We start from the raw sequence: 24,253 nt of genomic DNA, 5'->3' as shown, positions 1-24,253 counted from the left end.
AACGGAGTTCAAGAGAGTTACCTCGGCGGCCAGTATTCCTGCCCCGAAAGCTGGGCGAGCATGGGTCGGCTGAACACGGGGATCCGTTTTAGGGGGGATCGCGAGTGCGTAATGACGGTTCGTTACCCAGCTATGAGCAGCTCTTCGGCGACCTCGACTTCTGGGAGGGCGACGAGGCCCGGTCGGTCTACTCGCCGGCCGCCTATCTGGTAGATCTCCTTCGGCTGCTGGAGGGCGCCTTCCGGGATCCGAGTCTGCTGGCGCGACGTCCTGATCTGGGGAGGATCCCGCTCGATGCCGAGCACACGTTCACCGAGTCGCCCTACCTCGACATCGTCAACGAGGTGCTGGAGACGGTCGTCGGGAGCGAGCCGTACGAGAGGCTGCGGGCGGCCCGCCACCCGTTCGGCCTGCCGTTCTCGCTGGTGGCCGAGCAGTTCAGGATGTACCTGCGCCATCTCAAGGTCGCGCCGGAGGAGTTCTACCGGCTGTTCGCCCCGGATGTGGATCCCGACGTGGTCGCGAGGTTGTCTCTCGCGCTCTCGGCCGAGGACGTCGAGGTCGTGACGGTCTCGGTCACCTCGGAAGCCGAGCTCGGAGCCGATTACGGGCTCGGCGCGGACGAGCCCCTCAGCGTGCTGGAGGACGTCGAGCGGTTCCGGCGGGCGACCGGGCTGTCCACGGCCGGGGTACGCGAGCTGGTGTACCAGAGCGAGGACCGGCCGGCGTCCTTCGTCAACCAGGACCAGGCCCCCGTGACCATGTCCGCCGACGGGCGGCGGCTCGTCGGTGGGGGGTTCGCGTGGTTCGAGCGGGTCAACAGGTTCGTCCGGCTGGCCCGCAAGACCGGCCTGACCATGACCGACCTCGACCGGGTGCTCACCACGTGCTGCGAGAGCCGGCTGGACCCGGCGGCGCTGCGTACCATCGCCGTGGTCGTGTTCCTCCAGCGCGGCTACGAGCTGACCGTCGACGAGGTGTGCGGCCTGGCCGTGCCGATCAGGCCGGCCGAGTTCGAGGATCTGCCCGACGTGTCGGGGGACATCCTGGCCACGCACAACAAGGAGTACCGGCGCCGGCTGGCCCGCTCCATCGAGACGGCCGAGAGCGACATCGTCGACGTCGTGCTGCGCTACCGGGAGAGGTACTCCGCGCTGGAGCCGAGCCCGTTCGACCGGGGGGAGATCGGGCTGCCCGCGATCGCGTTGCTGCAGCGGGCCGGGCGGCTGGCCGGGGCGCTCGGGTTCTCCGTCGGTGAGCTGTTCGACCTGCTGGAGGTGCTGGAGAGCGATCCGTCGCAGCAGAGGTACACGACGTTCCCGATCCTCGGAGGTACGGAGCCGCGGATCCGGGACTGCTACCGGATCCTTGAGGGCTCGGACGTGGCGTCGAGCCTGTGGCTGGCGCAGACGCTGCTCGCCGTCGGGCGCTGGATGCAGGCCGGCGGGTTCAGCGGGCGGGAGCTGACCGACATCCTCGGTGGCGGGACACCGGCCGACGAGGACCAGATAGCCGTGCTCGACGGCGTCAACCGGCGGTTCGAGTCGGTCGCGATGACGCCCGGCCTGTTCGTGTCGTCCCGGTTCGGCGAACGGGCCGCCCAGGTGCTCTACGACGTCCTGGCCGCGGACGACGACGGCGTCGTCTCCGGCCGGGACGAACGCCTGCTCCGCCTCGACCCGGCCAAGGTCCGGGAGACCGCCTACGACGCCGTCACCGGTCTCGGGCTGATCGTCAAGGAGGACTTCGCCGGCCTGGGGCTGGACGAGCGGCTGACGGCGAAGATCTTCGCCAACCTGGTCTTCGCCGGCCGTCTCCAGAGTGACGGCGCGCTCGTCGCGGACGGGCTGCCCGGGGCCACGGAAGAGCTGCGGCTGGCGAGGGACTTCAGCTCGTTCGGCGAGGCGCTGTTCAAACTGATCAGCAGTGTCGGCAACGGCACCTCGTCCTTCTTCCCCTCCGACCTGGCCTCCCTCGGTGACCTGAGCGAGGAGCGGCAGGCCGAGCTGTACGACAACCTGATCTTCAACGGCTACATCGACAGCGACGGCGAAGTAGGCGATCCCGGGTTCTTCGCCGACGAGGCGAACGCCGGGCGGTTCATGGTCAACGCGGAGCTCGACGACGTCGCGCCGGCCGTCCTGGCCGAGCTGCTCGACCGGGTCGAGTGGTTCGGGCGGGAGCGGCTCGCGCTCGATCCCACGATCTTCGCCGAGCTGCGGGTGGACGAGGTGGCGCTGCTGGAGAGCCTGCGGTTCAACGGCTACCTCGACGAAGAGGGCGTCTATCTCGACAAGGTCGCGCTGGCGGGGCTCGGGCCGGCGGACTTCGGGCTGGCGCTGGAGTTCTACCCGCGGCGACGGCCCATCCTCGACGCGATGAAGGAGCAGATCGCGGCGTTCGAGAGGGAGACGTACACCTTCACACCCGACGACTTCGTGGACGTCGCCGACGACGCGATCGCCCAGCGGGTGATCGACGCCCTCGAAGGCGCCTACACCCATGAGGGGCGGCTGCTCGACGAGGCCGCCGAGATCGACCTGGGGGACGGGTTCCGGCCCGCCGAGCAGGCGATCGTCGCCGGCCGGATCGCGGAGATCCGCGAAGACGAGCAGCCGTACCGCCTCGACCTCCAGGCGGTCACCGAGCTGGGCTTCGACGACGACGAGCGGGTCCGCCTCGTGCGGGTGCTCGTCGCGGCCGGGCACCTCGACGAGGAGCTGGCCGTACCCGAGGACCGGATCGACTACTTCCGCAACGCGAGCAACGCGCTCGGCTTCGAGCTCCCGGGGCTGGAGGACTACGCCACGGAGCTGTTCTTCCTGCTGCACCCCGTGGCCAAGGAGCTCGCCGCGGCGGTCAACGAGATCACGGACACGCTGCAGGAGCAGGCCGGACAGCAGCAGGCCGCGTTGTGGGCGGTGCTCGCCGACTCGTTCGGCGTGCCCGCGGCGACGGCCGAGGCCATCTGCGTCGCGGTGACCGGCGGCGTGCGGGAGTCGCTCGACGTGCTGGCCGCGCCGGCGCTCGTCGCGGCCGTGGAGACCGGCGAGGTCACGGCCGTGCCGCCGGATCCGCACTTCCGGCAGGCGTACCGGCGGATCCGGCGCTTCGCGGTGCTCGCGGCGAAGCTCGGCCTGGACCCCACCGAGGTGGCCGTGTCCTTCCAGGACCAGGACCTGGTCGGCAAGTACCCCGAGCCGCTGGTGCTCCCGCCGGGGCTCGACCGGTTCGACGCCCTGCTGGAGAGCTCCGACGGCACCATCTACCTGTTCGGCGAAGGCGGCTACTGGACCTACGCGCGGGCCACGTACGCGCCGGCCGACCCGCGGCCGAAACCGCTCACCGAGCTGTCAACCCGGTTCACCGGCCTGACGGGCGTGGACGCGGCGTTCACGCACCCCGACGGCACCGAGTGGATCATCGGCCACGGCGGCGACGGCGTCTCACACGCCTTCGTCAGGGAGCGGGGCGGCACCCGCTGGGCGGCGAAGGAGCAGGTCTGGGGGAAGGTCAGGAACAACTTCGACGACCCCCGGCGGATCGACAGCGCGTTCGTGGACGAGGACGGCAAGACGTATCTCTTCTCCGGCGACCAGTACGTCCGCTACACGACCACCGATTACACGGTGGTCGACGAAGGCTATCCCCGGGGCATCGACGAGTGGTGGGAGGGGGAGGGCCACGACACCCCGCTGCCTGCGGCGTTCAAGAAGTCGGTCGACGCCTCCTTCCAGGACCGCGACGGCCGGATCCACCTCTTCGCGGGACAGCGTTACCTCGCGGTCGGGGGCGCGGACCAGGCGATCGCCGACCGGTGGGGGCGGGTCCGCAACACCTTCGACGGCGCGGAACAAGTGGACGCGGCCTACGCCGACGCGAGCGGCTACCACCTGTTCGCCGGCAACCAGGTCATCCGCTATTCCGGCAGCATCGAGAACGACGACGTCCGCGTGGACGACGGCTACCCACGGCGGATCGAGTCGCGCTACCCCGGCATCCCCGGGCAGTTCGAATCGGGCGTCGAGGCGGCCTTCGCCGACGGGGACGGGGTCGTCCACCTGTTCAAGGACGGCCGGACGGCCAAGGGCGACAGCGCCGCCGTCCCGACGGCCGAGCGCTGGGGCGTGCCCGCGCCCGTGCTGCCCAGCGGTACGGTCGACGCCGCGTTCACCGGGCTGGACGGGAAGACCTACCTGTTCAGCGGCGGGAGATACCTCAGATACTCCGGCGCCGACTACTCCGTCGTGGATCTCGGCTACCCGCGCGCGATCGCCGCCGACTGGGGCGGGCTGCGCGAGGTGGGCACCTCGTTCGTCATGGACGGCAAGACGTACCTGTTCGGCACCGGCGGCGAGCTCTTCGACGTGCCGCTGGAGCAGGAGGGCGAGCTGAACGCCGGCCGCCTGTCACCCGCGCTGCGGCGGCGGTTCGTGGAGCACGGACTCACCTTCGCGGACGGCGTGACCGTCAGCGGCACGGCCACGGACTGGCACGTCGTCACCGAGCAGCGGATCGACGTCACGCTAGTCCGCGAGGCGCGGCGGATCAGGGTCCAAGCCGACGCGGGCCACTTCTACGTCCGCTATTCGACCAGGAACTACGCCACCCCGGACCCCGGCTATCCCAAGCCGGTAGCCGACAACTGGTGGAACCTGCCCGCGACGCTGGCGGACGACCCCGCCTTCACCACGATCGACGCCGTCTTCAGCGCCGGGGACGGCCAGACGTACCTCTTCTCCGGTGACCGTTTCGTGGTGTTCGACCACCGGCACCGCTGGTGGTCCGAGCCCCGCACGCTGCGGGAGCACTGGGACAGCATCCCGTTCGCCAGGGTCGACGCCGCCTTCGTCGGCAAGGACGGCAGGACGTACGTGTTCTCGGGCGACCGGTACGCCCGCTACTCGACCGGCGACTACACCAGGATCGACGACCGTTATCCGGCCACCGTCTCGGCGTTCTGGGGCAACGTGGTCAGCAACCTGGCCAGGACGGGCCGGGTCGACGCCACGCTGGTCATGGACGCGACGGAGCTGGTCGAGGGCGTCGAGGTGACCCGTACGTACACGTACCTGTTCTCCGGGAACCAGTACGTACGGTACGAGGGCCACGACTACACGACCGTGCAGGAGGGCTACCCGCGCGCGCTCGCGGACCTGTCCCGGGAGCCGAGGCTGGGCAGGCTGAGCGTCCCGCTCGACGGGGTGGACGCGGCCTTCGCCGACCGGCGCAACGTCTACCTGTTCAGGGGCACGTGGTGCCATGTCGTCTCCAGCGAGCTGTACCGGCGCTACGACGACCTCCCGCAGGTGAGCTGTGCCTTCATCGAGGACGGCTCGGTGCTGGTCGAGGGGCCGGACGGCTGGCGCCGGTTGTCCGCGATCGAGGGGACGGCCGTCACGGCGACGCCGGTCCGGCCGCGTATGCTGCGCCCGGTGCCGGAGGAGTTCAGGACCGGGCTGGACGCCGTCCTGGAGGGCGCCGACGGCAACACGTACCTGTTCAAGGGCCAGACCTGCGTCAACACCCACCTGAACCGCGCGTACCCGCTCACGGAGGAGTGGGGCAGACCCCGTAACACGATTTATCAGGACAACGCGGTGGATGCGGCGTTTGTTGGCCAGGACGGGAAGACCTATCTGTTCAGCGGCGATCAGTTCGTCGTCTACACCGGCACCGGCGACACCATCGACGGGGACCCGCGGCCCATCGGCGAGCACTGGGCCGGGCTGACCGGCGTGGCGCTCGCCTACGTGCGTGACGGCAAGACCTATGTGTTCGAGCCGCCGGATGACGACGGCATGCTGCGCTACCTCGTCTATTCGGGGGAGGACTACCGGCAGCCCGACGACGGCTACCCCATGGTCACGGACGCCGGCTTCTGGGAGATCCCCGCCGCATACCGAGACGATGACGTCACGGTGCCTGACGCGGTGCTGTTCGACGGCGACACCATGCTCCTGCTGCACGGGGAGCGGTGCGTGCCGTTCGACGAGGCGACCCGGCAGTGGTCGTACCCCCGGCCGATCGGGCGGATCTGGCCGGACTTCGGCCGTGGCCTGGAGCCGGGCGACGCCCTCAGGACCGCGTTCACCGCGGCCGACGGCGCGACGTACTTCTTCTTCGAGGACAGTTATGTCCGCCACGCCGACCACGCCTTCTCGCCGCCCGCCCCGATCCGCGACCGGTGGGGCCGCGCGCTCCACCCCTTCACCACAGTCGACGCCGCCTGCGTGTGCGGGGACGAGACCACGTTTTTGTTCTCGGGCGACCAGTACGTCCGCTACACCGGCTCCGAATACCGCTACGTGGACCCCGGCTACCCGAAGAAGATCGTCGGGAACCTGCGTCAGGAGGAGGCGTTCACCGGCCTGACCGAGGCCTTCGACGAAGCGGTCACGGACCGGGCGCTGGACGCGGTGCTCGCCAACCGGCGCAACGTGTACCTGTTCGTGGCCGGCGCCTGCCACGTCGGGTCCGCGACGGCCGAGGCCGACTACGACCTCGAACTGCTCGGCAGCGTGCGCAACACGCTCGTGGAGCGCCAGAAGGTCGACGCGGCACTGGTCAGGGGCCCGCACACGTTCCTGTTCTCCGGCGATCAGTACGTCCGCTATTCGGGCACCGAGTACGACACCGCCGATGACGGCTACCCCCGGACGATCGACGGCTCGCTCAGCGCGGATCTGGATCTCCCGGCCCTGCCCGACGCGTTCGCGGACGGGTTCGACGCGGCCTTCCGGGGGCTCGACGGCGGAACGTACCTGTTCAAGGGCGCCCGATACCTGCGTGCGGACCGGACCGAGCCGGACCAGCCGGTCAACAGCCTGTGGGGCAAGGTGGGCAACGCGTTCGCCGACGGGCAGGGCATCGACGCCGCCTTCGCCGCGCCGACCGGCGAGCTGTACGCCTTCAAGAACGCCCAGTACATCCGATACCAGCCGGGCGACCTGGAATACGTCGCCACCGGCTACCCCCGGACCGTCAAGGACGACTGGGGCGACCTGCCCGCCGCCTTCGAACAGGCGGGACCCGACGGCGCCTTCGTCTTCGAGGGCCGGACGTACCTGCTCAGGGGCGACGAGTACGTCCGCTACTCGGGCGCCTACGACGCCGTGGACCGCACCTTCCCGCAGCCGATCAAGCACCGCTGGTCGGACACCGCCGACTACCGGCTGAGCGATCTGCGGACCATCGCCGGCTTCGTCGAGCTGGCCCGCTCGCGTCCTGACGGCCTGGCCGCGTTCCTGCTGAACGGCCCGGCGGCCGTCGAGGACCCGTACCGCTACCTGGCGGACCTGTTCGGCTGGGACGCCGACGAGCTGCGGTGGGCCAAGCGCAACGCCGCCCTCCTGATGGCGGGCACGCCGGAGGAGGACCGCTTCGAGATCGAGTTCGTGCTGAAGCTGGTCGAGGTGTTCGAGGTCGCCGGCACGTTCGACACGGGACCGTCCACGCTCTACACCGACGTCTGGTCCCGCGTCTTCGGCGCGACCGCCGCGCCCGAGGCCGCCGACACCGCCCTGTACGGCCTGCTCGAACGGATGTACGCCCCGCAGGACTGGGCCACGCTGTCGGGACGGCTCCACGACGAGCTGAACCTGCTCAAGCGTGACGCCCTGGCCCCGTCGGCGATCACCCGGCTGGACGGCTTCAGGTCCACCCGCGACCTGTACGAGAAGTACCTGATCGACGCGGACATGGGCGGGGCCGGCCGGACCTCGCGCATCAGGGAGGCCATCGCGGCCACGCAGCTCTTCGTGCACCGCTACCTCCTCGACCTGGAGCCGGTCACCCTCCCGGCGGGCCGGGACGAGGACGAGGTCAGGCGGCGGCTGAAGACGTGGTGGGGGTGGATGAAGAACTACCGGCTCTGGGAGGCCAACCGGAAGGTCTTCCTCTACCCCGAGAACTACCTGCGCCCCGAGCTCCGCTCCGGCAAGACGCCCGCGTTCGAGGAGCTGGAGAGCGACCTGCTGCAGGGCGAGATCACGCAGGAGACCGTGCAGCGGGTCTACAAGAAGTACCTGGACGAGTACACGGAGGTCTCCAGGCTGGCGATCGCCGGCGGGTACGTCTACCCCGAGGACGGGGCCGACGAGGGCACCCGGCGGCTGGTCCTGTTCGGCCGGACGAGGACCGAACCGCGGCGCTACTACTACCGGGGCGCGGAGTTCAGGGACGGCGAGAAGCTCTCCGCCACCTGGGAGCCGTGGCTCAAGGTGGACGTCCAGATCGACGCCGAGCGGGTGCACCCGGTGCACGCCTTCGGCCGCGTGTTCGTCTTCTGGACGGTCGTGGAGACGGTCGCGCCCGCGAACACGTCCCGCACGGCCATCGTGGCCACGAAGACCGGCGACACCCAGCACGTCAAGGCCCCGGAGACGCCGCACCGCGTCAAGATCTACTACTCCTTCCGCAACCTGAACGGGGAATGGGGTGCCGCGCAACCGCTGGCCGCCGACGACGTCAAGCAAGGGCGGATCACCGAGGTCCGGCTCTACGTGCAGGCGTCGAGAACGGTGCCGGGCGGGCCGGACGGCCTGCACGACTCGATCGTCGTCACCTGCTCCTACAAGGTGGTGAAGCTCGCCGACCCCGCCGCGACCGGGCCGGAGGCCGAGCGCGAGGTGACCGTCTCGGACGGGTCGGCGTTCGCGCTCACGCCCGAGCTGTACGCGGTCAAGGCGGACGGCGTGGACGAGCCCCCGATCGCCGTGCGACTGGACAGGATCTTCGCCGAGCCCGGTACCAGCTCGGTCGACGAGGCCGGGGCGGTCCGGTTCAACATGCCGGCCGGGACCCAGGACCGGCCGTGGCTGAGCGTCGACCACAAGGGCGGCAGCTTCCTGTGCCGGCCGGTGACCGCATCGGAGGAGGAGGACGAGCCGCTCACGCTGAGCGGCAACGACGACGGGCTGCCGAAGTGGAAGCGGATCGACGCCGCGTTCGAGCTGCGCGGCGGGCCGCGCTGCTTCTTCGACAACACGCGCAAGATCTTCAAGCTCGGCACCCAGGCCATGAGCCTGACCAGGGACCGGTGGGGGATCGTCGGCACCGGCCTGCTCAGGAACGGCGTCGTCGACGCCGTCCTCGTGCGTGGCGGGCACAGCTACGTGTTCTCCGGCTCCGAGTACTACCGGTATTCGGGCGAGCCGTTCGGGCCGCTCGACACCGGATACCCGAAGCAGATCGCGACCAACGCCGAGAGCCTGCCGAACTGGCAGAAGGTGGACGCCGCGTTCACGCTCGACGGAAAGGAGTACTTCCTCTCCCTCGACCAGAACGAGTACGTCGACTCATCCAACCTCCGCGACCGCAAGCGGATCGACCGCCGCTGGCACCTGCCCAAGGGCACCACCATGGACTCGGCCTTCGTCCAGGACGAGCGCCTCTACGTCTTCGCGGGTGACCAGTACATCCGCTTCATCGCCGACCACCCCGACGAGGAACTCCAGCCGCTGAGCGAGAACACGGAGGGCCTGCCCCAGAGCGGCCCGGTGGACGCGGCGTTCTCCTACCAGGACGGCGCCTACTTCTTCGACAACACGGCGGGCACCTACCTCGCCCGGGACGGCCGGACCTACGAGAGCAGGGAGCTCGGTCGCATACCCACGGCCATCACCACGACCGGGACCGTCGACGCCGCTTATCTCGATGGCGGCAGGCTCTATCTGACCAGCGGCCTGGAGCTGGTCCGCTACACGCTCCCCGAGGACGGAACCGTTCCCGACTTCATCGACGACGGCTACCCGAAGGAGATGAAGCGTCCGGTCCACGCCGTGATCCAGCGGAACCGGCAGCGGTACGTCCTCGGCGCGAGCGAGTACGCCGTTCTGGAGCCCAAACAGGAGCCGACGGGAGAGCTGGTGTACCGGCCGGTCCCCGGCAACTGGGGCGGCCTGCCCGTCGGGTTCCAGCCCAAGTTCACCGGCGCGCTCGACGGCGGCAAGCTGTACCTGTTCCTCGGCGACGAGTACGCCGCTTACCCGTCGGATTCGACGATCCAGCGGCCGTACGAGTTCGCCGGGCTGCCGCACGAGATCGTCCGGCTGACGTCGAGCACGGCCTACCGGCTGAACAAGGAGCTGCTGACCGGTGGCGTGGCGGCCCTGCTGGCCCCCGAGACGCAGGAGATGGACGAGCTGCCCGCGTTCAGCGTCACGGATTCCGACGCGACCACCATCAAAGTGGTCGAGGCACAGGTGGCCGCGATGCCGACCAGCTCGCACCTCGACTTCCAGAGCGCCAACGGCCTCTACTACTGGGAGATCTTCTTCCACGCCCCGCTGCTCATCGCGCAGGCGCTGAACAACGCCCAGCGCTTCGAGGACGCGCGGATCTGGTACGAGTACGTCTTCGACCCGACGGAACGGGCGAGGTACTGGCGGTTCCTGCCGTTCCTGGCGATTGACGTACAGGCGCTGGTCGACCGCTGCCGCGCCGAGCTGGGCCTCGCCGGCTCGGACGTCGCGACCCGGCTCGAACCGACCCTCGCCGGGCTGGAGGCGCTGGTCCCGGTCTTCCAGCAGGTCCGCGGCCTCGAATCGGGGGAGGAGGATTTCCTGGCCGAGCTCGCGGGCGACCGGCTGAAGGAGATCGGGAAGACGCTGGCGGCCCTGCCGGGGACGTCCGGCCTGCGGGAGCGGATCGCCATGATCGCCTCGCTCCGGCGGCAGTACGACCTCATGGGCGACCGCGAGAAGCTGATCACGGCGTACATGGACGATCCGTTCGACCCGCACGCGATCGCGGAGCTGCGCCCGGCCGCCTACCGCCGCGCCGTGGTGATGGCCTACATCGACAACCTGCTCGACTGGGGCGACCTGCTCTTCCGCCAGTACACGGCGGAGAGCGTCGACGAGGCCAGGATGCTCTACATCTTCGCCTATGACCTGCTCGGCGAGCGGCCGGACAGCCTCGGGCCGCGCCCGCTGCCGGCCACGCGGAGCTACGACGACCTCGGTCAGCTCGCGCTGGACGAGCTGGACGACGACCTGAAGGCGCTGACCGCCGGGGGAGAGCTGCTGACCGGGCCCGGCGAGGTGCACGAGAGCGTCGCGAGCCCCTACTTCTACGTGCCGGAGAACAGCGTCTTCTTCGACTACTGGACCCGCGTCGAGGACCGGCTGCGGAAGATCAGGCAGTCGCTCGACATCATGGGCGTCAGCCGGCCGCTGCCGCTGTTCGAGCCGCCGGTCGATGCCATGGCGCTGGTCCGCGGCGCCGCCTCCGGAGTCCCGCTCGACCAGCTCGCGCAGGGCGTGACGGCGCCGGTCCCGCACTACCGCTTCGCCTTCGTGTTCAGGAAGGCCCAGGACCTCGCCGACAAGGTACGGCAGTTCGGCAACGACCTGCTCAGCGTGCTGGAGCGGCGCGACGCGGAGGAGCTCGCCCTGCTGCAGAACCGGCAGGAGGGCACGATCCTGGCCCTGACGCGCGGTATCAAGGAGGCGCAGATCGACGCCGCCACGGAGAGCCTGGCCGAGGCGGAGGCGAGCAGGGATGGCGCGACCGCGCGGGTGCAGCACTACGAGAAGCTGATCGCCGACGGGATCTCGCAGCTCCAGAAGGACCAGCTCGACCGGATGAAGCGGGGCTCCGACGCGCACTTCGTCGCGGGCGGCCTGAAGATCGGCGCGGCCATCGCGCTGGGCGCGCCGCAGGCACTGCTCGGCCCGTTCATCTTCGGTACGGAGTGGGGCGGCAAGCAGGTCGGTGACGCGCTCGACAAGGTGGCGGAGGTCTCCTCGACGCTGGCCGAGGGATTCAGCACGCTCGGCGAGCTGCTCGGCGTGCGGTCCGAGCAGGAGAGGGCGGCCCAGGACTGGAGTCTCCAGCTCGGCATGGCCAGGAGTGACGTGACCCAGCTCGGCCACCAGGTGGCCGCCGCCCAGCTCCAGGTGACGATCGCCAGGCGCGAGCTCGACGTCGTGACGCAGGAGATCGCGAACCAGGAGTCGGTCGCCGCGTTCATGGCGGACAAGTTCGCGGGCGCCCAGCTCTATCACTGGATGGCCGGGCGGATGTCCGGGCTGTACTTCCAGACGTACAACCTGGCGTACGAGATGGCGCGGTCCGCCGAACGGGCCTTCCAGTTCGAGCGGGGGGTCACCAACGGCGACGGCGGCTACATCCAGCCGAGGTACTGGGAGAGCCTGCGCAACGGCCTGCTCGCCGGCGACAGTCTCGGCTTCGACCTGGAACGGCTCGGCAGGGCGTACGTCGACACCGACGGCCGCGGGATGGAGATCACCAAGAAGGTGTCGCTGCTGGACCTGGACCCGCTCGCCCTGCTGGCCCTGCGGGGCGAGGGCCGCTGCGAGTTCGCGCTGACGGAGGCGCTGTTCGACCGGGACTTTCCCGGGCATTTCCGGCGCCGGATCCGGACGCTGTCGGTAGCGTTCCAGGGTGCGGACGGGCCGCTCGGTGTCTACGCGACGCTGACGCAGCTCGACAGCAAGACCGTATTGGCGGCCGACCCGAAGGCGGTGAAGTTCCTGCTCGATCCGAAGGGCGCGCCGCCGGACACGCTGCGCGCGGACTGGCGCTCCGGCCAGCAGATCGCGCTGTCGGACATCGAGGAGTACAAGGAGAACAACGGGCTGTTCGAGCTGCGCATGGACGACGACCGCTACCTGCCGTTCGAGGGCACGGGCGCGATCTCGCGATGGCGGCTGCGGCTCTCGGGCCCGGCCCCGGCCGACCTGGGCGACGTGGTCGTCACCGTCAAGTACACCGCGGACCAGGGCGGGGACGCCTTCGCGAACGCGGTCAAGGGCATGCTCAAGCCGTATCCGGCGGCCCGCTACTTCGACGTGGCGCGCGAGTTCCCCGGTGAGTGGGCGGAGTTCCAGGAGGGCGAGGACGACCGGCTCGTCCTGTCGTTCACGCAGGACCGGTTCCCCGCCATGAGCGGGCGTCAGATCACCGGCATCTTCCCCAGGTACGAACTGGCCGGGAGCGGTTCGGTGCGCTTCCTGCTCAACGGCGACAAGAGGCTCGCGCTCAACGACGGCAAGCTCCTGCGCACCGTGGGGCTCAGCGTCGGCGGGAACCCGTGGACCCTCGTCCTGGAGGGCGACAAGACGGTCCTCACCGATCTCGGCCTGGTGCTCACGTATCGGGCGAGCGTCCAATGAGGCACCTCATGGCGGTCTTCGCCCTGCTGCTGATCGCGGCCTGCGGGAGCTCCCCGCCGGCCGCCGATCCGGTCAACGCCGAGGACGTGATGTTCGTGCAGATGATGGTCCAGCATCACCGCCAGGGCATCGAGATCGCCGGCGTGGCCGCCGGCCGGGCGACCACGCCGGAGGTGCGGACGCTGGCGGCGGCGATCGAGAGCACGCAGCAGGACGAGGTCGAGATGATGCTGCGCTGGCTGTACGAGTGGGGTCAGCCGCTGACGGCCGCGAAGGGAGCGCACGACCACCACGGCGGGATGCCCGAGACCGACCGCAAGCAGATCGCCGCGCTGCGCAGGTCGAAGAGCTTCGAGCGGGACTTCCTCAACCTGCTGATCGCCCACCAGGACGACGCCGTGCAGCTGGCCACCGGCGAGGAGGCCGGCGGCGCCAGTCCCAGGGTCAAGACGTGGGCCGGTCAGGTGGAGACGTCCCGGAGGGGTCAGGTGAAAATGATGCTGGACCTGCTCAAGCGCTGAACCTCATGGCGGAGCCGCGCATCCCCCCGGAAAAATACTCGCCTCATCAGACGATGGACGGCAGTCGCCGCGAGTGATTAGATGACTTGATATGTCCGAGGTAACGCGGCCAAGCCTTTCCGACGCTCTGACCGAGCGCATGCTGGAGCTCATCCGTACAGGTGGGCACCGGCCGGGCGACAGGCTGCCCTCGACCAGGGAGCTCTCCCAGCGTTTCGCCGTCACCACCCCGACGCTGCGTGAAGCGCTGCGCAGGCTCGAGGCCACCGGGGCCATCGAGATGCGGCATGGTTCCGGCATCTATGTCGGAGCCGACATCGAGCGGCTCGTGCTCCCGAACCCCAACATGCGGGACATGCGCGGCGCCCAGCTCCTCGAGCTTCTCGGCGCGCGCATCGTCATCGAGCCGCCGCTGGCCGCACTGGCCGCGGGGCGCGCGACCGGCGAGGAACTGGCCGCGCTCCAACGCGTGCTCGTGGACGCCGCCAGGCACCTGCGCGGCCAGGACGCCGAACTGCACGACGCCAACATGACCTTCCACCGGGCGACCGCCCGGCTGGCGGGCAACCGCGTGCTGCACGAGGTGGTCGACTCGCTGCTGACCGTCCACGGTCCCGAGCAGCGGGAAATACTGCAGATCTTCGACGACCGGCGCCGTGACTACGACGAGCACCTGGCGATCCTGGAGGCCATCGAGGCGCGTGACGCCGCGGCGGCCGAGGAACGGATGCGCGCTCACCTGGTGGACGTCAAGACCGTAATAGAGCAGAGGCTGCAACACCCCCCCAAGTGAAACAAGGAGGCCGGGGCATGATCCGGTCACGCGTTGCCACGCTCGGCGTGGCAGCCCTCTTTCTCGCCGCCTGTGGCGGCAATACCGAGGCGCCGCAGAAGAAGTCCGAACTGTCGCTGTACAACGACAAGGGCGCGTGGAGCAAGTACTTCGACGAGATGGGCGCTCTGTCGAAGCAGCAGATCAGCTTAGGCATGAAGCCGGTCGGCTACACCGATTCGGCCCAGTACCAGGCGTTCATCAAGGCGTCGTTCCGGACGAACGTCAAACCCGACCTGTTCACCTGGCAGACCGGGGGGATGCTCGAAGAGATCGTCAAGCAGAAGCAGGTGGCCGACACCACCTCCATCTGGCAGGAGGCGATCAAGGCCGGCGATCTGTCACAGGACCTGGCGCCCTATTACACGGTCGGCGGCAAGCAGTACTGCGTGCCGATGAACGTCGCCTACTGGGGCATGTTCTACAACAAGAAGATCTTCGACAAGTACGGCCTCCAGCCGCCCACCACGTGGGACGAGCTGGTCAAGGTGGCCGACACCCTGAAGAAGAACGACGTCAAGGCCTTCTACCACACCAGCGTGCTGTTCTCCTTCGTCTGGTTCGAGCAGCTCATGGCCGGCATGGACCCCGACCTGTACGACCGCCTGTCCACGGGCAAGGCCAAGTACACCGACCCCGGCGTGGTCCAGGTGATGGAGAAGTGGAAGCAGCTCATCGACGCCGGATATTTCATCAACCCTGGTGACAAAACCGACCCGGGGGATGTGATGAAGAACGGCAAGGCGGCGATGATCTCCTTCGGCACCTGGTTCAACACCAGCATGACCCAGCGCGACCTGAAGGCCGGCACCGACTACGGCTTCTTCGCGATCCCCAACGTGAACGCCGCGCTGCCCAAGACCTCGATGATCTTCGAGAGCGGCCCGCTCTGCTCGCTGACCAAGGCGGCCGACCCCGAGGCCAGCCAGAAGTACCTCAAGTGGTGGACCACGCAGCCGGCCCAGGACAAGTGGGCCACGACCCGCGGCGACGTCAGCGCCAACCCCAAGGTGACGATCAAGGACGAGGCGCTCGGCCAGGTCACCAAGGACGCGGGCAGCGGCAAGTACCGCCTGGTCAACCGCTACTTCGAGGCCACGCCGCCGCCCATCCTGACGGCCGCGCTCGACGGCTTCAGCAAGTTCGTGACCGAGCCCGGCACCTACAAGGAAGTCCTCGACACCATCCAGAAGGCCGCCGACGACTACTGGAGCACGCACCAGTGAGCCGGCGAGGGAGCGCCGTCGCCTGGAGGAGGAGCGGCGGGAGCGAAGCGACCAGAGCGACGGGGGAAGGCGGCGGCATTGGGCGACCGAGCCCGCCTCACGGAGTGAGGCCATGAACAGGCGCGCACCTATGCTCGGCCGTTTCCGGCACGGCTATGTGGCTCCCGCTGCTCTGCTCGTCGCCGGGTTGCTCTACGTGCCGTTCCTCTGGACGGCGTACCTGAGCTTCACCAGCTATGACGGACTCGCGCCACCCGAGTGGGTCGGCCTGCGTAACTTCGGCAAGCTGCTCCAGGACCCGGCACTGATCACCTCGCTGGGCAACACGCTGCTCTGGGTGGTCGGCACGATGGCGCTGCCGGTCGGGCTCGGCCTGCTGGTGGCGGTGCTGTCGTACGACATCAAGGGCGGCGTCTGGTACCGGGTGCCGTTCATGCTGCCCTACGCGCTCAGCGGCGCCGGGCTGGCCATGGTGTGGAGCCCGATCCTGTCGCACGACGGCATCGCGAACCTGCTGCTCGGCGTCGACACCGCGTTCCTGCAGAAGGCGCCGCACAACACGATCGCCATGCTGCTGGTCTGGACCTGGCAGCAGCTCGGCGTCAACACGCTGCTGTTCGTGGTCGGGCTGCAGTCCATCCCCAAGGCGCCGATCGAGGCGGCCCGGCTCGACGGGGCCTCCGGGTGGCAGCTGTTCCGGCATGTCATCTGGCCGCTGATGGCGCCGCTCACCGCGGTCGTGGTGGGGCTGGCGCTGGTGGCGAGCCTGAAGACGTTCGACATCGTCTGGGTACTGACCCAAGGTGGCCCCGGACGCAACTCCGAGACGCTCGCGGTGACCATGTACAAGGACACGTTCGTGGCCAGCCAGTACGGGTACGGCGCCTCGGTGGCGGTCGTGCTCACCGTGGTCACGGGGCTGGCGTCCTACCTCTACCTCAGGAGGCAGGTGCGATGATCCGGCGTGCCGTACTGATCGTGCTCGGCCTGATCTGGCTGGGCCCGACCTACCTGCTGCTCGTCAACGCCGCGCGGCCCGCGGCGTCGTACGACCCGTCGAAGGCGTGGCAGCCGTCCGGCAGCTTCGCGCTGTTCGACAACATCTCCCGGGCCCTGGACAGCGCGAACCTGTCCGACAGCCTGGCCAGCACCGCGCTCTACAGCGTCGTGTCGCCCGCGCTCGGCGTGCTCATCGGGGCGCTGGCCGGGTACACCATCGTGGTGCTCCGGCTGCGGCACGGCTTCTGGTGGTTCCTGCTCATCTTCGGCGGCACGATCTTCCCGTCGCAGATGCTGCTCGTGCCGCTGTTCGTGGGCTACAGCGATCTCGGGCTGTACGACACCAGGGGCGGCCTGCTCCTGGTCTACACGGCGATCAACGTGCCGCTGGCCGCTTTCGTGCTGCGGAACTTCTACAGTGGAGTGGCGTTCTCGATCTTCGAGGCGGCCCGCATGGACGGCGCCACCACCTGGCGGATCTTCTGGCGCATCTACCTGCCGCTGTCGGTCAGCGCGCTGGCGGCCGTGTTCATCCTCGAGTTCACCTTCATCTGGAACGACCTGATCTTCGGTCTGACACTCACGCAGACCGAGGACGTACGGCCGGTGATGACCGCGCTGGCCGGGCTGATGACCGACGTCTACGCGGGCACCCCGGTGCCCGTGGGCCTCGCGGCGGGGCTCATGGTCTCGCTGCCGACGGTCCTGCTGTTCCTCGCCACCCAGCGGCTGTTCGCCCGTGGCCTGTCTCTAGGGAGTGTCTGATGACCAGCCGGTTGCTGCAGCGGAGCCTCGGCTCGCCCGACTACGACGGGATCAGGCAGGCGCTGCGCAACGACACCTCGACACCGGTGGTCGGCGTGCGCGGCGCGGAGGTGCGGGTCGCGGTGCTGCCGCTGTTCACCCATGACGGCCGGCAGGCGGTCCGGGTGTCGAGCACCGTGCCGCTGACGCACGTGCTGGTGGGCGAGGACAGCGCCTCCGGCACCGACGTCACGCTGCTCGTGCCCGAGGTGACCGCGCCGCGCGTGCTGACCCTGGAGTCACGCGACGACGCCGGGCTCGTCGGCTCCGCGGAGATCACGATCACCCCGCAGCGCAAGTGGAGCGTGTTCGTCGTCCATCACTCGCACCTCGACATCGGCTACACCGACCCGCAGGGCACGGTGCTCCGCCACCACCTCGACTACCTCGACGCGGCGCTCCGGCTGGCCGAGGAGACCGCCTCCTGGCCGGACGACGCCAAGTTCAGGTGGACGGTCGAGTCGTCGATGCCCGCGCTGAAGTGGCTCGACGCCCGGCCGGCCGACCAGGTCGAGAGGTTCGCCGCGCTGGCCCGCGCCGGCGTCATCGAGGTGACCGCGCTGCCGTTCCAGTTGCACACCGAAGCCTGCTCGACCGAGGAGCTCTACCGGCAGCTCCGCTTCACCACGCGGCTCAAGGAGAAGTACGGCTTCGCCACCAAGTCGGCCATGCACACCGACGTGCCGGGCGCGGTCGTCGGCGTGATCGACGCGCTGAACGCCGCCGGGGTGCGCTACCTCGCCGCGGCGCACAACTGGGCCGGGCGGTCCGTGCCGTACCTGCACGGGGGCGACAAGCTGACCCGGCCGTTCCGGTGGCGGGCGCCGAGCGGCCAGGAGGTGATCGTCTGGTTCACTGACACTCCCCACGGCATGGCGTACATGGAGGGCAACACGGTCGGGCTCACCGACTCCTACGAGCTGGCCGACGACCTGCTGCCGAGGTACCTGTCGGCGCTGGCCTCGCGCGGCTACCCCTACGGTCCCGGCACGTTCGGCTGGCAGGGCCCGGACGCGCCCCGCGAGCCGTACGAACTGGACGTCCTGCACCTGCGGGTCCAGGGCGCGCACGCCGACAACGCCGGACCGTCGATCGTGCCCGCCTCCATCGCCCGCCGGTGGAACGAGCAGTGGGCCTTCCCCCGGCTGCGGTCCGCGGTCAACAGCGACTTCTTCGAGCACGTCGAAGAGCGCTACCACGACCGCCTGGCCGTGCACGAGGGCGACTGGACCGACTGGTGGGCCGACGGGCTCGGCTCCGGCGCGCGTCCCCTCGGGTACGTACGCCGGGCGCAGTCGGCGCTGCGGGTGGCCGAGACGCTGCACACGATCGCCGGCGCCGACGCGACGGAGCAGATCGACGAGGCCTACGACAAAGTGGCGCTGTTCAACGAGCACACCTGGGGCGCGGCCAACCCCTGGGAGGACGCCGAGGAGGCGGGCGACTCGGGCGGGCTGCAGTGGACCCGCAAGTCGTCGGGCGCCTACGACGCCCAGGACGACGCGGCCGACCTGCTGCACGCCGCCGCCCGCCGGTTCGGCGCCGCGCTCTCCGACCGCGGCGCCGCCGACCCGTCGGCGCTCGCGTCCTTCGCGGTCTTCAACCCGGGGACGGCGAGCAGGACCGACGTCGTACGCGCGTTCCTGCCCCGGGACGTGGTCCAGACGGACATCCCGATCGCCCTGGTCGACGCGCGCACCGGCGAGACGGTCCCGCACCACGAGGAGTTCGTGGACCCGGCCGACTGGCCGACCAGGCCGATCGGGCGGCACCTGCACGCGGTGGTGCCGGAGGTCCCCGGCTACGGCTACGCGCGGATCGACGTCGTCAGGCGCGAGAGCCAGGCGCCCGATCCGGTCGAGCCCGACCTGGGCGGGGTGATCGAGAACGAGTTCTACCGGGTCACCTACGACGTCAGCGAAGGCGTGATCCGCTCGATCTTCGACAAGGCGGCCGGGCGGGAGCTGGTCAACGACGGCGCCGCCGCCGGTTTCGGTCAGTACGTTTATGATCGATATGCCACCGCCCCGCACTTCAACCACTTGTCCGGGCATGTCGGGGCGCACGACCGGACCCTGCTCGGTGACCGGGCGATCGGCAGGAACGCCACGATCGTCAAGGCACAGCGGACCGCCGTGGGCGAGAAGCTGGTCGTCGAGCTGCAGGGCAAGGGCGTCGACTGGCTGCGCACCACGATCGAGCTGCACAACGGCGTCGCCCGCCTCGATCTGACCTACCAGCTCGCCAAGCAGGGCACGCCGGCCAAGGAGGCCGTCTTCCTGGCCTTCCCGTTCGCCTCGGGCTCCGCGACGGCCTGGGAGCTGACCGGCGGCGTCGGCGGGCCGGACGTGCCGCGGGTGCCGGGCTCCGCCGAGTACATGCTGCCGATCAGGCACTGGATCGCCTTCGAGGACCCCGAGCTGACCGTCGCCTGGGCCACGCTGGAGGCGCCGTTGGTGCAGCTCGGCACTATCCACATGCCGTACGCGCCGTTCCCGCCGACGCTGGAGGAGGAGCCGGGCACGGTCTACTCCTGGGCGCTGAACAACATCTGGGACACGAACTTCCCCTCGCAGCAGCAGGGGGAGACCACGTTCCGCTACTCGATCATGTCGGCCCCGGGGATCGAGGGCAGGCGGCTGGGCACGCAGGCGGCCGCCGGACTGACCGACCAGTTCGTCGGCGCGCTGCTCACCAGCTCGCCCGACGCGGTCAGGTCGTTCGTCTCGGTCGACCACCCCGACGTGCTGGTCACCTCGCTCGGGCAGAAGGGCGGCAACGAGATCGTGGTACGGCTGCAGTCGCTCGCGCCCGAGCCGGTCGAGGTTACGGTCCGGCTGCCGGGGCTCCGCCACGCATCGGTGAGTGCCGGTTTGGAGCGGGAACTGAGATCATTGGTGGTTTCGGCGGAATCGGTCAAGGTACGGCTGCCCGCGTGCGGTGTGGCCGCTATTTGGGGGACGTGCGAGTGAAGATCGTTGACATTCGGGCCACCACGGTCGCCGTTCCGCTGGAGGCGCCACTCCGGCACAGCAACGGCGCCCACTGGGGCCGGTTCGTCCGCACGATCGTCGAGGTCGAGGCCGACAACGGGCTGGTCGGCCTGGGGGAGATGGGCGGAGGCGGGGAGAGCGCCGAGGCGGCGTTCAGCGCGCTCATGCCCTACCTGAGGGGACACGATCCGTTCCAGTTGGAGGCGCTGCGGTTCAAGATCGCCAACCCGACCGCGTCGCTCTACAACAACCGCACCCAGCTCCTGGCGGCCATCGAGTTCGCCTGTCTCGACCTGATCGGGCAGCAGCTCGGCGTGCCCGCCAGTGACCTGCTCGGCGGGCGGCTGCGCGACTCCGTGCCGTTCGCCTCGTACCTGTTCTATCGGTACGCGGCGGAGGGCTACACCGAGGTACGCACGCCCGACCAGCTCGTCGAGCACACCAGGCAGCTCAAGGCCGCGCACGGGTTCACCGTGCACAAGCTCAAGGGCGGGGTGTTCCCGCCGGACTTCGAGCTGGAGTGCTACCGGGCGCTCGCGGCGGCCTTCCCCGACGACCGGCTCCGCTACGACCCGAACGCGGTGCTGTCGGTGGCCGAGGGGCTGCGGTTCGGGCGGGCCATCGAAGGGCTGAACAACGAATACCTGGAGGATCCGGTCTGGGGGCTCGAAGGGCTCAGGGCCATCCGCGAGCAGGTCCGGGTGCCGCTGGCGACCAACACCGTGGTCGTCAACTTCGAGCAGCTCGCCTCCAACGTGCTGCGCCGGGCCGCCGACGTGGTGCTGCTCGACACCACGTTCTGGGGCGGGATCCGGCCGTGCGTCAAGGCGGCCGGGGTGTGCGAGACCTTCCAGCTCGGGGTGGCCGTGCACTCCTCCGGCGAGCTGGGCATCCAGCTCGCGACCATGCTGCATCTCGGCGCGGTCCTGCCCAACCTGACGTACGCGGCCGACGCCCACTACCACCAGCTCCGCGACGACGTGATCGAGGGCGGCAAGCTGGCCTACGCCGACGGAGGCATCGCGGTGCCGACCGGCCCGGGGCTGGGCGTCCGGCTCGACAAGGACCGGGTCGCCCAATACGCCGAGCTCTATCGCGAACTGGGCGGATACCCGTACGACCGGGACCCTGGGCGGCCCGGCTGGTACGCCCAGGTACCGAACGAACGCTTCGCCGACCCCGCCGTGTCCGTGGAAGTCAGCACCTAGACGAAATCGGCGATGATCTCGCCGAGATGGCGCAGAGCGGCGTCCCGGCGTCCCGGGACGTCGAAGTAGGGGTCGTCGAGGACGGGCAGGGACGACGCCAGCCCCCAGCCACGGCCCCGCGCCCAGGTGGCGTCGTCGACGTCGACGGTCGCGCGGAACGCGCCCCGCGCCTCGGCCGGCAGGAACCTCCACGCGGGCAGCAGATCGCAGGCCGGATCGCCCACGGCCAGCGTCCCGAAGTCGATGACGGCGCTCAGGTGGCCGTCGACGGCCAGCAGATTGCCCTGCGCGAGGTCACCGTGGACCCACACCGGCGGACCGTCCCACGCGGGCGCCGCCAGCGCGTCCTCCCATACGGCCGTCACCGCGCCGATGTCGATCACCCCTCGCAGGCCCGCGATCTTGGGACGTACGCGGGCCTCGACGGCTATGGAGTCGCGCTCGTCACCCATGGGCACGCCCCGGAACGCGTTGCTCCACTCGGGCCCCGGTCCGCCGGTGGCGTCGATCTTCCATAGCGCCACGACGAACTCGGCCAGCTCGGTGGCCGTTCGTACGGGATCGGCGAGCCCCTCGGTGGTCGCGGTCTCGCCGGGCAGCCACCGGTAGACCGACCAGGGAAACGGGTAGCCCTCGCCGGGCGTGCCCATGGCGAGCGGCTCGGAGACCGGCAGCGGCAGGTGCGGGGCGAGCCTCGGGAGCCACCGGTGCTCGCGTTCGACCTGCCCGACCCACCGGGGATAGCGGGGCAGTCGTACGGACATGTCCTCGCCCAGCCGGAACGTCGCGTTGTCCATGCCGGACACCGGGACGGGCGAGACGGGCAGGTCCGCCCACTGCGGGAACTGCGCGGCGAGCAACCGGTGAACCAGGGTCTCGTCGATGGATACGTCGTCGGATGACACGCGCTCTCCTCGCCGTGGGCAACGACGCCTCATCCCACAGGTCCGGGCCACCGCCTGTCCAACGAATTACTGGCGTGGCGGTCGAGCGAGTCGCTGTGCCGCGCGCACCACACTCGCGCGGCGGCGGGCGTGCTCTGCCCGGTCGTCGTCGGCCCCGGTGAGCATGCGGGCGAGATGCGGCACGGAGAACCACCACGCGGACAGTCCGATGATCATGAACACCAGGTGCTCGGGGTCGAGGTCGTCGTCGACGACGCCGGCGCGCTGGGCGGCCGCGTAGGCCCGCGTCTTGTGCTGGTAGTGGGCGGCGCGGCTCGCTTCGTCGGCCACGGGGCCGCCCGCCAGGCCTTCCCAGAGCAGCAGGCGGACAAGATGGGGATGCGCCGCGTGGTAGTCGAAGGTGCGCCCGGCGAACTCGCCGATGTTCTCGAAGTCCGCCCCCGCGGGTAGCGGCACCGAGGCGGCGAGTTTCTGGAGCTCGTCGGTGAGCACGGTCTCGAACAGCGCCTGTTTGTCGCCGAAGTACTTGTACAGGCGCTCCTTGTTGATCCCGGCCCGCTCGGCGATGCGCGCCATGGTCGTGCCGTCCGGCCCGCGCTCGGCGAACTCGACGGTCGCCGCTTCCTTGAGCCGCCGCCGCGTCCCCTCGGTGTCCCACGCCATAGCGACACCTTACGCTAATCCATCTGCAACGTTGCGGTTGGAATTGTTCGGCGCTAGCCTCGAAAGAGCAACCGAACCGTTGGAAAGGTACGGATATGGCGGACACTGTTCCCGGTGGGACCCTCACGCTCGCGCACGACCTCACCATCACCCGCATGGGCTTCGGCGCCATGCAACTGGCCGGGCCCGGGGTCTTCGGGCCGCCCAAGGACCGCGACCAGGCCCTCGCGGTGCTGCGCGAGGCCGTCGAGCGGGGCATCACCCACATCGACACCAGCGACTTCTACGGGCCCTTCGTCGTCAACGAGCTGATCAAGGAGGCCCTGCACCCCTACCCGGCGGATCTGCGCATCGTCACCAAGGTCGGCGCCCGCCGCGGCCCGGACGGCAGCTGGAATCCCTCACATGAGCCGGAGGACCTCAAGGCCCAGGTTCACGAGAACCTCCAGCGCCTCGCCCTGGACGCCATCGACGTCGTCAATCTGCGCCTCTCGGAGGAAGGCACCGGCGAAGAGTCGATCGCGGAGCAGTTCGGCGCCCTGGCCGAGCTGCAGAAGGAGGGCCTGATCCGCCACCTCGGCCTCAGCGCCGCCTCCGCGGCCCAGCTCACCGAGGCGCAGGCCATCGCGCCCGTCGTCACGGTGCAGAACCTCTACAACCTCGCCAACCGGCAGGACGACGCCCTCGTCGACCGGTGCGCGGCCGAGAACATCGCCTATGCCGCGTTCTTCCCCCTCGGCGGCTTCACCCCGCTCCAGTCCGAGACGCTCACGAACGTGGCCGCCCGCCTGGACGCCTCGCCGCAGCAGGTCGCCCTGGCCTGGCTGCTCCAGCGCTCGGCCACGACCGTGCTCATCCCCGGGACCTCGTCCGTGGCCCATCTTCGCGAGAACATCGCCGCGGCGAGCCTGGTCCTGCCGGCCGACGCGCTCGCGGAACTCGACACCATCGGCCGCTGAG

General features: G+C 69.7%; 11 protein-coding genes. 9 read left to right on the top strand and 2 right to left on the bottom strand.

Annotated elements, in window-relative coordinates:
- Window positions 1-104 precede the first annotated feature (104 nt).
- The 8 genes from AB0F17_RS12855 (at window position 105) to AB0F17_RS12820 (ending at window position 21,725) form a co-directional block, all read left to right on the top strand.
- Entirely contained in the window at window positions 105-13,142 is a 13,038-nt protein-coding gene (locus AB0F17_RS12855; protein WP_358020788.1) for a hemopexin repeat-containing protein, read from the top strand.
- 8 nt (window positions 13,143-13,150) lie between these two features.
- Window positions 13,151-13,663 carry a DUF305 domain-containing protein gene (locus AB0F17_RS12850; RefSeq protein WP_358020785.1) on the top strand — a complete coding sequence of 171 codons (513 nt, stop codon included), beginning with the start codon at window positions 13,151-13,153 and terminating at the stop codon, window positions 13,661-13,663.
- 91 nt (window positions 13,664-13,754) lie between these two features.
- Entirely contained in the window at window positions 13,755-14,456 is a 702-nt protein-coding gene (locus AB0F17_RS12845) for an FCD domain-containing protein (RefSeq protein ID WP_358020782.1), read from the top strand.
- Between the two features lie 17 nt (window positions 14,457-14,473).
- Complete coding sequence (locus AB0F17_RS12840; RefSeq protein ID WP_358020779.1) at window positions 14,474-15,721, top strand: extracellular solute-binding protein; 1,248 nt, start codon at window positions 14,474-14,476, stop codon at window positions 15,719-15,721.
- Window positions 15,722-15,833: 112 nt separating this feature from the next.
- A complete protein-coding gene (locus AB0F17_RS12835) occupies window positions 15,834-16,679 on the top strand; it encodes a sugar ABC transporter permease (RefSeq protein ID WP_358020776.1) in 846 nt (281 codons plus the stop codon).
- A complete protein-coding gene (locus AB0F17_RS12830; RefSeq protein WP_214641998.1) occupies window positions 16,676-17,485 on the top strand; it encodes a carbohydrate ABC transporter permease in 810 nt (269 codons plus the stop codon). The genes AB0F17_RS12835 and AB0F17_RS12830 overlap by 4 nt, the downstream gene beginning before the upstream one ends.
- The gene (locus AB0F17_RS12825; protein WP_358020772.1) at window positions 17,485-20,496 is read left to right on the top strand and encodes a glycoside hydrolase family 38 C-terminal domain-containing protein; all 3,012 of its coding nucleotides are present in this window, start codon (window positions 17,485-17,487) and stop codon (window positions 20,494-20,496) included. Before AB0F17_RS12830 ends, AB0F17_RS12825 begins: the two co-directional genes overlap by 1 nt.
- Window positions 20,493-21,725: an enolase C-terminal domain-like protein gene (locus AB0F17_RS12820; protein WP_358020769.1), complete on the top strand. Its 1,233-nt coding sequence runs from the start codon at window positions 20,493-20,495 to the stop codon at window positions 21,723-21,725. Before AB0F17_RS12825 ends, AB0F17_RS12820 begins: the two co-directional genes overlap by 4 nt.
- On the opposite strand, the gene AB0F17_RS12815 is transcribed toward AB0F17_RS12820, so the two are convergent.
- Window positions 21,722-22,630 (bottom strand): aminoglycoside phosphotransferase family protein, encoded by a 909-nt coding sequence (locus tag AB0F17_RS12815; RefSeq protein ID WP_358020766.1) that lies wholly within the window; start codon window positions 22,628-22,630, stop codon window positions 21,722-21,724. The genes AB0F17_RS12820 and AB0F17_RS12815 overlap by 4 nt on opposite strands.
- Window positions 22,631-22,696: 66 nt before the next feature.
- The gene (locus AB0F17_RS12810) at window positions 22,697-23,293 is read right to left on the bottom strand and encodes a TetR family transcriptional regulator (RefSeq protein WP_358020763.1); all 597 of its coding nucleotides are present in this window, start codon (window positions 23,291-23,293) and stop codon (window positions 22,697-22,699) included.
- Window positions 23,294-23,388: 95 nt separating this feature from the next.
- Here AB0F17_RS12810 and AB0F17_RS12805 point away from each other — a divergent pair, with 95 nt between their 5' ends.
- Entirely contained in the window at window positions 23,389-24,252 is an 864-nt protein-coding gene (locus tag AB0F17_RS12805; protein WP_358020760.1) for an oxidoreductase, read from the top strand.
- Window position 24,253 lies beyond the last annotated feature (1 nt).

This window comes from Nonomuraea sp. NPDC026600 (genome assembly GCF_040638335.1).
In the GTDB taxonomy this organism is placed as follows: domain Bacteria; phylum Actinomycetota; class Actinomycetes; order Streptosporangiales; family Streptosporangiaceae; genus Nonomuraea.
The sequence above is the reverse complement of the archived record's forward strand: the minus strand, read 5'-3'. Positions and strand labels throughout refer to the sequence as shown.

Coding starts and splice junctions, on each gene's coding strand:
- AB0F17_RS12850 (WP_358020785.1), top strand. CDS start 13,151: ATGGCGGTCTTCGCCCTGCTGCTGATCGCGGCCTGCGGGAGCTCCCCG.
- AB0F17_RS12845 (WP_358020782.1), top strand. CDS start 13,755: ATGTCCGAGGTAACGCGGCCAAGCCTTTCCGACGCTCTGACCGAGCGC.
- AB0F17_RS12840 (WP_358020779.1), top strand. CDS start 14,474: ATGATCCGGTCACGCGTTGCCACGCTCGGCGTGGCAGCCCTCTTTCTC.
- AB0F17_RS12835 (WP_358020776.1), top strand. CDS start 15,834: ATGAACAGGCGCGCACCTATGCTCGGCCGTTTCCGGCACGGCTATGTG.
- AB0F17_RS12830 (WP_214641998.1), top strand. CDS start 16,676: ATGATCCGGCGTGCCGTACTGATCGTGCTCGGCCTGATCTGGCTGGGC.
- AB0F17_RS12825 (WP_358020772.1), top strand. CDS start 17,485: ATGACCAGCCGGTTGCTGCAGCGGAGCCTCGGCTCGCCCGACTACGAC.
- AB0F17_RS12810 (WP_358020763.1), bottom strand. CDS start 23,293: ATGGCGTGGGACACCGAGGGGACGCGGCGGCGGCTCAAGGAAGCGGCG.
- AB0F17_RS12805 (WP_358020760.1), top strand. CDS start 23,389: ATGGCGGACACTGTTCCCGGTGGGACCCTCACGCTCGCGCACGACCTC.